The sequence below is a fragment of the Paracoccus beibuensis genome, assembly GCF_026162625.1.
Classification (GTDB): Bacteria; Pseudomonadota; Alphaproteobacteria; order Rhodobacterales; family Rhodobacteraceae; genus Paracoccus; species Paracoccus beibuensis.
The window spans coordinates 138,113-149,638 of the sequence record NZ_JAOTBD010000007.1 but is presented as its reverse complement, the minus strand read 5'-3'; the positions used below and the strand labels follow the sequence as shown (position 1 = coordinate 149,638).

The following is an 11,526-nucleotide window of genomic DNA, read 5'->3' as shown; positions in this document are numbered from 1 at the left end:
GCCAAACACCGAAGCGGCATGCCTGCCCAAAGCCCGCTCGATACCACTCAGCGTCTCCCCCGGCCTTCCAACGGCGCCAAAGTTCGGTCTTCTGATCATGCGACAAGCCCGGGCGACCGGTCCGTCCCATCGCGGGTCCCTCCAGAACATCTCGGATCAAAGATGTTGCGCTGACAGGTTGAACCCACCGATGGCTTCTTTGAGGATGTCACGTTCCCTCGATACTCGGACCAAGCCGCGCTTCAGCCGCCGGATCTCGGCGTCCTTCCCGCTGTCGCGCGAAGCCGCCTTCGCGAACTTCCGCTTCCACGCGTAGAGCGAGTGCGTGCCTACACCGAGCCGGTCCGAGACCTCGTTGACCGGATAGCTCCCGTCCGTGCTCTGCGCGACCGCATTGCGCTTGAACTCGTCCGTGACATTGCCTGTGCCCATCATGGCCTCCTTGCCGCAAAATGAGCGAAGAAGGCGTCCACGAAACATGGGGCTATTCAGCGGGATCGTTGAAGGACATCCAAAGAACCGGCACCGCCAGGGCCGCGCAATCCGCTGAAAGGGCGTAGTTCTCCTAGGTTCCCCATCAAAGGTTACCTTAAGGTTCCTGCTAGGTTACTACCTCCTCCGTGGTTGATCATGGAGTTGATCAAAAAAATGCCACCTGAGGGCAACCCTCAGGCGTCCCCAGATGATCTCGGATATCCTGAGGGCTCTATGCGTGGGCTGGCAGCATTTCACGCAATCGCGTGACGTGATCCACCCGCGTCTGTCACGGATGGCATCAAGGCGGCGGGTCTTCCCCATCGGAAGCACCATGACAGCGGGCAAATCCTGCTGACCCTGCCGGGGCACGACCAACTCAGCTACCCGGAGGTCGTAAAGCTGGGCCTGATCAAGGTGTCGCAGGCCTGAGCGGGGGCCGGAATGCCTTTCTGCGAACATTCGAGGGGCTGGCCTCTGGCTCGTCGGAAATCCAGGCAGAATGACCCAGGCAGCTAGGCAGGAACTACTGCCTAACGCGAATATCTCACGAACAAAGTGATTAATGGTGGAGCCAAGGGGAGTCGAACCCCTGACCTCTTGAATGCCATTCAAGCGCTCTACCAACTGAGCTATGGCCCCACCGGAGGTCTGCAGAGCGTCTGTACGCCGCTGCGTGTAGGGTCTATATGGGCCATCCGCGGGGGCTGCAAGCGGAAAAAATGCCGAAGCTGGACTTTTCTTCTGGCGGTCAGCAGAGCCGGCTTTTTCCGCGTTGCCGGCTTGGACAAGGATCGGCCTTGGACGATCAGACCAAGCCACGATTTCTCCGCGTAATACGGCATCGCCGGCATTCCGGTTGCCGCGGATATAAATGTGGGCGGGGATCGGAAACGAAAAGAGGGCCGCGCTTCAACGGCGCGGCCCCTGCAGATCACTCTTCTTCGTCGTCGGCGACATCCGCGATGTCGTCCAGCGACACGTCGCCGTCGTCGTCGTCCTCTTCGAGAAGATCGTCGTCGATGTCGCCGGAATCATCGGCGATATCTTCCTCTTCATCCGTCAGATCGTCGTTCCGGTTGCGCGGCGAGGTCTTCTCGCTGACCAGCGTCTTGCCACGGCCATCGGTCAGGCTGTCGAGCGTGAACTGGTTGCCGCAGGCCGGGCAGGTCATCGGGTCCGCCTTGAGGTCGTAGAACCGGGTGGCGCAGTGCGGGCACAGGCGTTTGGTGCCCCATTCCTCTTTGGGCATGGTATTCTCCTTCAGCCGCGATTAGGGGGAAATCGGGCGACCCCCTGCCACAGTGGCCAAGGGGTGTCAAAGGCTTTATCTGGCAGGCCGGGGCGGGCATGGCAAGCGGCGATCAGCGGATTATCCTTCAGGACGGTCTGGCGGTGCGGTTGCGACGCACCGGACGGGCACGGCGGATGACGCTGCGCGTGCCCCGTGACGGCTCTGGCGTGGTGCTGACGCTGCCGGCCCACGTTCCGGTGACCGAGGGGCAGGCCTTTGCCGAGTCGCGCCTGTCCTGGCTGCAACAGGCGGTGGCGCGTATCCCGCCGCGGCAGATCGTGGCAGCCGGGGTGCGGGTGCCGGTCGAGGGGCAGGATCTGATCGTCACGCCGGCACAGGTGCGCCGCCCGACGGTCGACGGGCATGCCCTGCTGGTTCCCCACAACCGGCCCGCGGGACCGGTCGTCGCCGCCTGGCTGAAGACCGTTGCACTTGTCAGGTTGCGCGCCGCCAGCGACCGGCTGAGCGCGCGGCTGCAGCGCCCCTATCGCGCCATCGCCTTGCGCGACACGCGGTCGCGGTGGGGCAGCTGCACCCATGACGGCCGCCTGATGTATTCCTGGCGTCTTGCGATGGCGCCACCCGCGGTGCTGGAATATGTCGCCGCCCATGAGGTCGCGCACCTGGCGCACATGGATCACTCGCCGCGCTTCTGGGCCGCGGTCGAGTCGCTGATGCCCGGTCATGCCCCGCACCGGGCTTGGCTGAAGGCCCGTGGCGGAGAGTTGATGCTGTGGCGATTCTCGGATTGACGCCGCGTCGTTTCGTGATCACATCTGGCCGATGACCGCCGCACGCCCCACCGATCTTGCCGCGCATGAGCGGCTCTACCGCACGCTTCGCAGCCAGATCATGCTGGGAGAGCTTCCTCCCGGCAAGGCGCTGACCCTGCGCGGGATCGCCCGCGACCACCACCTGTCGATGACGCCCGCGCGCGAGGCGGTGCGGCGCCTCGTCGCCGAAGGGGCTTTGACTCTCTCCGGCTCTGGTCGGGTCGCGACGCCGGCGCTTTCGGACGAACGGATCGAGGAGCTTGCCTCCCTTCGTGCACTGATCGAGCCCGAACTGGCCAGCCGTGCGCTTCCACGGGCACATTTTGCGCTGATCGACCGGCTTGCGACGATGAACGGCCGCATCGCCGATGCGGTCGAGCGTCACGACGCCGTGGGCTATATCCGCTGCAACCTGGATTTCCACCGGATGCTGTATCTGCGGGCGCAGGCCCCGGCGATGCTGGCGATGCTGGAAACGATCTGGCTGCAGCTGGGGCCGACGATGCGCGCGCTCTATGGGCGCGTCAGGCGCAACGAGCCGCCGCGCCACCACCGGATGATCCTGGCGGCCCTGCGTGCGGGCGACGAACCCGCGCTGCGACTGGCGGTCAGGGCCGACGTCACCCATGGGCTGCGGCACCTGACCTCGGCGTGATTTCTGCTTCGCGCAGTTCTTCGGCGGGTTGAAGCGGCCGGGGATCTAGCCCGGCATTCCGAGCGGCGGCAGGCCGAGATTGCCAAAGCGCAGTTCGGGCAGTGCCGACGGGATGATCCGGGTGTACTTGGTGCCCTCGATGGACGCGCCGGCGATCAGGCCGGACTGGCCGAAGATCATCGCCACCACCGGGAACTGCGCCGAGAACGTGTCCGCGCCCACCGCCATGCCGCCATCGGGCAAGGCATAGAAGGCACCGGCGCCGGCGACCCAGCCCGGTGCCGCACGGAATGCCGCCAGCGACTGGTCGGTCTGGAAAATCAGCACATGGGCGTATTGCTGCGCACCGGCCTGGAACCCCACGGTCGCGCGGGTGGCAGAATAATAGTCGACCGTCTGCCCGCCGATCCGAAGCGCGCCCTGGCCATAGGCGCCGCCCACCCCAAGCGCGGCCTCGGTCATCAGCGGCATGTAGAGAACGCCGCGCGCGTTCTGCAACATCGGCTCGGCTGCGGGATAGTTGGTGACCAAGTACTGGTGCGTCTGGTCGACGCGGGCATCCAGTTGTGCGGCGGCATTGCTGCCGACGGCATTGGTGCAGCCCGCCGCCAGCAGCGCGGCGCCGCCGGTGGCCAGAAGGCGGCGGCGGGATAGGGTGTTGAACGTGCTCATCTGTCGCCTCGTGTCGGTGATCCGGGCTCGTGGCGGCCCTTTGGGGCGGACGATACGCCAGCCGCGCCCGTCACGCCAGCATCTCGGACACGGTGGGCGCGAAATAGCTCAGGACGCCGTCGCAGCCTGCCCGGCGGAACCCCAGCAGGCTTTCGACCATCGCGTCGCGCGACAGCCAGCCGTTGCGGATCGCGCCCTCGATCATCGCGTATTCGCCGCTGACCTGGTAGGCGAAGGTCGGCGCGCCGAATTCGTCCTTCACGGCGCGACAGATGTCCAGGTAGGGCATGCCGGGCTTGACCATCACCATGTCCGCGCCCTCGGCCAGGTCGCGGGCCACGCAGCGGATCGCCTCTCCGCGGTTGGCGGGATTGATCTGGTAGGTGTTCTTGTCGCCGACCAGCCGCCCCGAGGCACCCACCGCGTCGCGGAAGGGGCCATAGAAGGCGGATGCGAACTTGGCCGCATAGGACAGGATGGCCACATGCTTGTGGCCCTCCCGCTCCAGCGCGCCACGCAGTGCGGCGATGCGCCCGTCCATCATGTCCGACGGCCCAAGGATGTCGGCGCCGCATTCGGCCTGGACCAGCGCCATTCGGACCAGCGCCTCGACGGTTTCATCGTTCAGGATCTCTCCGTCGCGAACAAGGCCGTCATGGCCGTTGGCGTTATAGGGGTCCAGCGCGATGTCCGTCATCACCACCAGGTCCGGCACGGTTTCCTTGACGGCGCGGATCGCAAGGTTGCCGATATTGTCGGGGTCCCAGGCGCGTTCGCAGCCTTCGGTCCGGCTGGCCTGATCGGAATGGGGAAAGATGCAGATGGCCGGGATGTTCAGCCGCGCCGCGCGTTCGGCCGCGCGACGCGCACCGTCCAGCGTCAGCCGCTCGACGCCCGGCATGGACACGATCTCGCCTTCGGCACCCGCAACCTCGGTCACGAAGATCGGCCAGATCAGGTTCGCGGGCGTCAGGTTCCGCTCCGACACCATGGCGCGAATGTTGGCATTTCGGCGCAGGCGGCGCAGGCGGGTGGCCGGAAACGGGGCAATGATCGGGTTGGCCATGCGGGCCTCCTGTCAAATGGGAACGAGCGGACGCTTTTCCTTGGTCGAAACCCGTTCTAAGGTCGCGCGCAGCCAAGGACAAGGAACCGCCCGTGCCGCAAATCGACAGCCTGGTCGGCCTTCTGGACAGCCGGTCTTTCATGACGATCTGGTACTGGCTGACGCTGATCGGCATGTGGTCGGCGACCGGTCGCAGCGTCCTTGGCGTCCCGTCCGAGGTGCTGGCCCGCGCCCGCGCCGCGCAAGCCAAGGGCGACCCCGAGGGTGCGGCCGTCATCATGCTTCTGGACTGGCTGTCGCTGGTGCTGCCGCGCTGGCAACTGGGGCCGCGCGAAGGGGCCGTCTTCCTTGGCGTGACCAGCTTCCTGCTGACGTCGCTGGCTATTCTCGGCTTCGTCTTCTGGCTTGAGCTGGCGCAGGCGGTCGTTCTGCTGCTGGTGCCGTTCTGGCTGCTCTTCTGGATGCGCGCCCGCTTGGCGCGCCGCTTGATGCCGGTCATCCGGGCCGCCCATGACGGGCGGCTGACGCTGGCCGAGGCGGGGGCCGAGGCGACGCGCCGGATGTCCTGGCACCGGGTGATGACGACGATCCTGTCGATCGCCGCCGTCGCCGTGACCGTTCTGTGGGGGACGTTGTGGGCGATCATGCATCCGAACGGGCTCTAGCTCGCTTGACTTCCGCGCCGCCTGCCTTAGGTCACCGGTCATGTCCCAGCAGTTGATCCTCTCTGGCGCGCCCGAAGGCTATGATGCGGCGCTGATCGCCCGCGAAGCGGCGCGTCCCGAAAACCGCGGCGCGCCCGTGATCCACGTCGCCCGCGACGACCGGCGCATGGCCGCGACCCGCGCCGCGCTGGCCTTCCTGGCGCCCGGGGTGCCGGTGCTGGACTTTCCGGCTTGGGACACCACGCCCTATGACCGCGTTTCCCCGGCAGCCGAGATCCAGGCCGCCCGGATGGCGACGCTGGCAGGGCTGGCGCAGGGCAAGATCAAGGGGCCGTTCGTCCTGCTGACGACGCTGAACGCGGTGCTGCAGCGGGTGCCGGCGCGTGACCTGGTCCGCGACACCGCCTTCACCGCCCGCGTCGGCGACCGCATCGACGAAGGCGCGCTGCGCAGCTTCCTGGTCCGCATGGGCTTCACGCAAAGCCCGACCGTGACAGAACCCGGCGACTATGCCGTGCGGGGCGGCATCATCGACATCTTCCCGCCGGGGGCGACTGGACCAATTCGGCTGGACCTGTTCGGCGACGTGCTGGACGGCGCGCGCCGCTTCGATGCCGAAACCCAGCGCACGACCGAAAAGCTGAACCGGATCGAGCTGGCGCCCATGTCCGAGGTGATCCTCGACGACGACGCCATCACGCGCTTCCGCCAGAACTATCGCGCCGAATACGGCGGCGGCACGAGCGACCCGCTCTATGAAACGGTCAGCGCGGGGCAGAAGGCGCAGGGGCTGGAACATTGGCTGCCCTGGTTCCACGACCGGATGGAGAGCCTGTTCGACTATCTTCCCGGCGCCTCGGTCGTCCTGGACGACCATGTGGGGCAGGTGATGGATGCACGCCGCACCATGATCCGCGAACAATTCGAGGCGCGGCGCGCGGCAATGGCTGCGAAGGGGCGCAGCGACACGGTCTACAAGCCCGTTCCCCCTGACGCGATGTTCCCGACCGAGGACGAATGGGCGGCCTGGCTGGGTCCGCATCGCGTGTTGCGCCTGTCGGTGCTGAACCAGCCGCCGGGGCCGGGGGTGCTGGACGCGGGCGGCCGGCCGGGGCGGAACTTTGCCCCCGAACGGCAGGCCGAGCAGGTGAACCTGTTTGGCGCGCTTGCCGATCATGTCTGCAAGCTGGCTCGCGACCACCGGGTGATCGTCGCCAGCTTCTCGGACGGGGCGCGCGACCGTCTGGCGGGGCTGCTGGCGGATGAGGGGCTGACGGGTGCCAAGCCCATCGCGGACCTGCGCGATCTGCCGGACCAGCCGGGCGCGCTTGGCCTGGCGGTCTGGCCGCTGAACGAGGGCTTCGTGGCCGAGGGCGCGGCGCTTGGCCATATCGCCGTCATCTCGGAACAGGACGTGCTGGGTGACCGGCTGATCCGCGGCGCGAAGAAGCGCCGCAAGGCCGACAATTTCCTGAAGGACACGCAGACGCTGAGCCCCGGCGATCTGGTCGTCCATGTCGAACACGGCATCGGGCGTTATACCGGCATCGAGACGATCATGGCGATGAAGGTGCCGCATGACTGTGTGGCGCTGGAATATGCTGGCGGTGACCGCCTGTACCTGCCGGTCGAGAACATCGAGCTGCTGAGCCGATATGGCCACGAGGAGGGCCTGCTGGACCGCTTGGGCGGCGGCGCGTGGCAGGCGCGCAAAGCGCGGCTCAAGGAGCGCATCAAGCTGATCGCGGACAAGCTGATGCGCATCGCGGCCGAACGCCTGCTGCGCCCGGCACCGGTGCTGGAGCCCGAGGACCACGATTGGCAGCAGTTTGCGGCCCGCTTCCCGTATTCCGAGACCGACGACCAGATGTCAGCCATCGAGGATGTGGCCGAGGATCTGGCGGCCGGTCGTCCGATGGACCGCCTGATCGTGGGCGACGTGGGTTTCGGCAAGACCGAGGTCGCGATGCGCGCGGCCTTCATCGCCGCGTCGCAGGGGATGCAGGTCGCGGTGGTGGCGCCGACCACGCTGCTGGCCCGTCAGCACTATCGCAGCTTTGCCGAACGCTTCCGCGGGACGGCGATCAATGTGCGTCCGCTGTCGCGTTTCGTCAGCGCCAAGGACGCGTCGGCGACCCGCGCGGGACTGGCGGACGGCTCGGTCGACATCGTGGTGGGCACCCATGCGGTCCTGGCCAAGCAGGTGCGATTCAAGAACCTTGGCCTGCTGGTCATCGACGAGGAGCAGCATTTCGGCGTCGCCCATAAGGAGCGTCTTAAGGAGCTGCGCAGCGACATCCACGTCCTGACCCTGACCGCGACGCCCATTCCGCGGACGCTGCAGCTGTCGCTGACCGGCGTGCGCGACCTGTCGGTGATCGGCACGCCGCCCGTCGACCGCCTGGCGATCCGCACCTATGTCAGCGAATTCGACAGCGTCACCATTCGCGAGGCGCTGCTGCGCGAGAAGTATCGCGGCGGCCAGAGCTTCTTTGTCGTCCCGCGCCTGACCGACCTGCCGGATGTGGAACACTGGCTGAAGGAGAACATGCCCGAGGTCAGCTATGTCGTCGCCCACGGGCAGCTGGCGGCGGGCGATCTGGACCAACGGATGAACGCCTTCTATGACGGCAGCCACGACGTGCTGGTGGCGACGTCCATCGTCGAATCGGGGCTGGATATCCCGACGGCGAACACGATGGTCGTCTGGCGGGCGGACATGTTCGGCCTGGCGCAGCTTTACCAGATCCGGGGCAGGGTAGGGCGGTCCAAGACCCGCGCCTATTGCTATCTGACCACCAAGCCGCGCGTGCCGCTGACCCCGCAGGCGATGCGGCGGCTGAAGTTCCTGGGGTCGATCGACAGTCTGGGCGCGGGCTTCAACCTTGCGTCGCAGGATCTGGACCTGCGCGGTGCCGGCAACCTGCTGGGCGAAGAACAGTCCGGCCATATCAAGGAAGTCGGGTTCGAACTTTACCAGCAGATGCTGGAGGAGACGATCGCGAAGCTGAAATCCGGCGAGCTGGAGGGCACGCCCGAGGACGAATGGGCGCCGCAGCTGAACCTGGGTGTACCCGTGACCATTCCCGAAAGTTATATTCCCGACCTGGATGTGCGCCTGGGCCTCTATCGTCGGCTGGCCGAGCTGACGACAAAGGTCGAGCTGGAGGGGTTCGCCGCCGAGCTGATCGATCGCTTCGGCCCCCTGCCGCGCGAGGTGAACACCCTGCTGCTGGTCATCCGCATCAAGGCGATGGCCAAGCGCGCCAACATCTCGAAACTGGATGCCGGGCCCAAGGGCGTCACGGTGCAGTTCCACATGGACAAGTTCCCGAACCCGGCGGGCCTGGTCGACTACCTGGCCGACGAACGCGGCACCGCAAAGGTCACCGACAACAAGGTCGTCCTGAAGCGAGACTTCGCGACCGATGCCGATCGCATCAAGGGTGCCTTCGCCGTCGCCCGCGACCTGGCGGCCAAGGTCCGCGAAGGCAAGGCACGGGCCAAGGCGTGAGCACGGGACAGATCCGCTTTGACACCGGCCCACTGCCGGGCGGCACGCTGTTTACGGCGCCGCAGACCGTGATCCGGGCCGACACGCCGCAGGGTGTCGGCCCGGCATTCGCGGCGATGCAGGCGGCGCAGGCGCGGGGCTGCTGGCTGGCCGGCTACCTGTCCTATGAACTGGGGCATGCGCTGACGCCGCGGCTGACCGACCTGATGCCGGACGACCGAGAGATGCCGCTGATCCTGATGGGAGTCTTTGACGCCCCGAGTCCCGCGCCGCCCTTGCCCGAACCGGACGACGTCACCATCGGCGCAGTTCGCCCGTTGTGGAGCAGGTCGCGCTACGATGCGGCCATCGCGGCGGTGCATGATTACATCCGCTCTGGCGACACCTACCAGATCAACCTCACCTTCCCGCTGGAGGCCGAGGTCTCTGGCGATCCGCTGTCGATCTTTGCCGCCCTGGCCGCGCGCCAGCCGGTGGGCGAGGGCGCATTCGTCGACATTGGCGGCCCGGTCGTCTTGTCGCGCAGCCCCGAACTGTTCTTTGCCGTCGACGGCGACGGCATCATCGAGACGCGGCCGATGAAGGGAACCGCCCCCCGCGGCGCCACCCCGGCCGAGGACGCCGCCGCCGCCGCAGCTCTTCAGCGGTCCGAAAAGGACCGCGCCGAAAACCTGATGATCGTGGACCTGCTGCGCAACGACATCAGCCGCATCTGCCGCCCTGGCAGCGTGAACGTCCCGCAGCTGTTCCATGTCGAGAATTACGCGACGGTCCACCAGATGGTCTCGACAGTGCGGGGCCGGCTGATGCCCGGCGTCGGATTGGCGCAGATCCTGAGCGCGCTGTTCCCTTGCGGCTCGATCACGGGCGCGCCCAAGATCCGGTCGATGCAGATCATCGCCGAGCTTGAGCGCGCCCCGCGCGACATCTATTGCGGCGCGATTGGCTGGGTCGACCCTGCGGGTCCGATGCGGTTCAGCGTCGCCATCCGCACGCCTTGGATGTCCGCGCCGGGACTCTTGCGGATGAACGTGGGCGGCGGCATCGTGCATGACAGCGAAGCCGGTTCCGAGTGGGAGGAGGCGCTGTGCAAGTCCGCATTCCTGGGCCTATCCCCGACGGCCTGACGATCTTCGAAACGATGCGCGCCGAGGCCGATGGCCGGATCGCGCTCTGGCCGCTGCACTTGGCGCGTCTGCGGCGCGGCTGCGCTGCAGTGGGGTTCCCCCTTTCCGACGACCAGGTGCTTGCCGCACTGGAAACGCTGCCTCGCGGCACGGTGCTGCGCGCGCGACTTGCGGTCGATGCGTTGGGCGGGGTCGCGCTGACCCACGCGCCGCTGCCTCCGAATCCGGCCGAGTGGAGGGTTGTCTTCTCGGCCCTGCGGCTGAAGCCGGACGATCCCTGGCTTGCCGTCAAGAGCTCGCACCGCCCCGTCTACGATGCCGCCCGAGCCGCGTTGCCTGATGGCGCGGACGAGGCACTGCTGCTGAACAGCCGGGGCCAGCCCTGCGAGGGCACGATAACAAGCCTTTTCGTGCCGCGCGATGGGCTGTTGCTGACGCCGCCCCTGAAGCGGGGTTTGCTGCCGGGCGTCCTGCGAGAGAGCCTGTTGAGGCATGACGTTGCGCGCGAAGCTGACCTGGATCTTTCGGATCTCGGCGGTCCGATCTTCTTCGGCAACGCCCTGCGCGGCCTCATCCCTTCGCGGCTGATCTGGGCGGCCTGACTGTTCACTTTGTTCCCGCGACGGCAACCTGCCGCGCTGGAACGACCTCTGCTGCGGCCTCCGGCGGAATCCGGCCAGACTTGGCAGAATGAAGCTGAGACTTCCTGCTTGCTGATCGCCGGGATGCGGACCCGTGCGGTCAAGATACGACCAAACCTTTCGGCGGCCCCTTCGCAAACCGTGCGATCGGGGGAAACGAAGGCGGGCTGGGCAACCACAGCTGTCGAGGCCGGGAGCCGGATCAGAGCCACCTGCTTCTCGGGCAGCTTCGCAAGACTGCGAAATGCATGCGCAAGGGTTTTCGGCCACCGGCTACCCGCGCCCGACCAGGAGCTCTCAGGAGCCTCTATTCAGCCCAAGGAAGGCAGAGCGACAGTAGCTGGTCAGATCATAGCGGGCATGTGATCCGATGAAAGCCATGCTTTCGCAAGGGGGGTGACGAGAGGCTTCGGCTTCCATGACCAAAGAGACCGGCCATGGCAGCTGTTGGTTCGTCCAAGGTGTTCATTGGCCTATCCACTGCGACCGTGCGTCGGTGTGCGGACCAGCGCGTACACCGACGACGGTCAGGACCTTCCAGCGGCGCTTCGGCTTGCCAAGTTGCATGATCGGATATCGCACTTCATTCCCGATGGAATGCAACAAGCCCCGCCGTTTCGGGCGGGGCTTGCCGATGGTGTCGCA

Annotated in this window: 9 protein-coding genes, 1 tRNA gene and 1 pseudogene; 6 read left to right on the top strand and 5 right to left on the bottom strand. The window is 66.7% G+C overall.

What is annotated here, in order from left to right; genetic code table 11:
- Window positions 1-195: 195 nt before the first annotated feature.
- From OC159_RS07405 to OC159_RS07395, 3 genes and pseudogenes are all read right to left on the bottom strand, one after another.
- Window positions 196-435 (bottom strand): annotated as a pseudogene (locus tag OC159_RS07405) (transposase); the annotation flags it as partial.
- A 605-nt stretch (window positions 436-1,040) separates the two neighbouring features.
- Window positions 1,041-1,116, bottom strand: a tRNA-Ala gene (locus OC159_RS07400).
- Between the two features lie 292 nt (window positions 1,117-1,408).
- On the bottom strand, window positions 1,409-1,726 hold the full coding sequence (locus OC159_RS07395; protein WP_265500512.1) for a TIGR02300 family protein: 318 nt from the start codon (window positions 1,724-1,726) through the stop codon (window positions 1,409-1,411).
- A gap of 98 nt (window positions 1,727-1,824) precedes the next feature.
- Between OC159_RS07395 and OC159_RS07390 the strand changes: the two genes are divergently transcribed.
- Together OC159_RS07390 and OC159_RS07385 are read left to right on the top strand one after the other, a co-directional pair.
- Entirely contained in the window at window positions 1,825-2,520 is a 696-nt protein-coding gene (locus OC159_RS07390) for a M48 family metallopeptidase (protein WP_265500511.1), read from the top strand.
- 31 nt (window positions 2,521-2,551) lie between these two features.
- Window positions 2,552-3,196 carry a GntR family transcriptional regulator gene (locus tag OC159_RS07385; protein WP_265500510.1) on the top strand — a complete coding sequence of 215 codons (645 nt, stop codon included), beginning with the start codon at window positions 2,552-2,554 and terminating at the stop codon, window positions 3,194-3,196.
- 45 nt (window positions 3,197-3,241) lie between these two features.
- Here OC159_RS07385 and OC159_RS07380 read toward each other — a convergent pair whose 3' ends face one another.
- Window positions 3,242-3,868 carry a lipid-binding SYLF domain-containing protein gene (locus tag OC159_RS07380; RefSeq protein ID WP_265500509.1) on the bottom strand — a complete coding sequence of 209 codons (627 nt, stop codon included), beginning with the start codon at window positions 3,866-3,868 and terminating at the stop codon, window positions 3,242-3,244.
- A 70-nt stretch (window positions 3,869-3,938) separates the two neighbouring features.
- Complete coding sequence (gene hemB / locus OC159_RS07375) at window positions 3,939-4,934, bottom strand: porphobilinogen synthase (RefSeq protein WP_265500508.1); 996 nt, start codon at window positions 4,932-4,934, stop codon at window positions 3,939-3,941.
- A 92-nt stretch (window positions 4,935-5,026) separates the two neighbouring features.
- Here hemB and OC159_RS07370 point away from each other — a divergent pair, with 92 nt between their 5' ends.
- The 4 genes from OC159_RS07370 to OC159_RS07355 are packed head-to-tail and all read left to right on the top strand — an operon-like array spanning window position 5,027 to window position 10,842.
- Window positions 5,027-5,599 (top strand): hypothetical protein, encoded by a 573-nt coding sequence (locus OC159_RS07370; protein ID WP_265500507.1) that lies wholly within the window; start codon window positions 5,027-5,029, stop codon window positions 5,597-5,599.
- Window positions 5,600-5,639: 40 nt separating this feature from the next.
- Window positions 5,640-9,113, top strand: a complete 3,474-nt coding sequence (mfd, locus tag OC159_RS07365; RefSeq protein WP_265500506.1) for a transcription-repair coupling factor — start codon at window positions 5,640-5,642, stop codon at window positions 9,111-9,113.
- Window positions 9,110-10,240: an aminodeoxychorismate synthase component I gene (locus OC159_RS07360; protein WP_265500505.1), complete on the top strand. Its 1,131-nt coding sequence runs from the start codon at window positions 9,110-9,112 to the stop codon at window positions 10,238-10,240. Before mfd ends, OC159_RS07360 begins: the two co-directional genes overlap by 4 nt.
- Window positions 10,201-10,842 (top strand): aminotransferase class IV, encoded by a 642-nt coding sequence (locus OC159_RS07355; protein WP_265500504.1) that lies wholly within the window; start codon window positions 10,201-10,203, stop codon window positions 10,840-10,842. The genes OC159_RS07360 and OC159_RS07355 overlap by 40 nt, the downstream gene beginning before the upstream one ends.
- The last annotated feature ends 684 nt before the right edge of the window (window positions 10,843-11,526 follow it).

Coding starts and splice junctions, on each gene's coding strand:
- OC159_RS07395 (WP_265500512.1), bottom strand. CDS start 1,726: ATGCCCAAAGAGGAATGGGGCACCAAACGCCTGTGCCCGCACTGCGCC.
- hemB (WP_265500508.1), bottom strand. CDS start 4,934: ATGGCCAACCCGATCATTGCCCCGTTTCCGGCCACCCGCCTGCGCCGC.
- OC159_RS07380 (WP_265500509.1), bottom strand. CDS start 3,868: ATGAGCACGTTCAACACCCTATCCCGCCGCCGCCTTCTGGCCACCGGC.
- OC159_RS07385 (WP_265500510.1), top strand. CDS start 2,552: ATGACCGCCGCACGCCCCACCGATCTTGCCGCGCATGAGCGGCTCTAC.
- mfd (WP_265500506.1), top strand. CDS start 5,640: ATGTCCCAGCAGTTGATCCTCTCTGGCGCGCCCGAAGGCTATGATGCG.
- OC159_RS07390 (WP_265500511.1), top strand. CDS start 1,825: ATGGCAAGCGGCGATCAGCGGATTATCCTTCAGGACGGTCTGGCGGTG.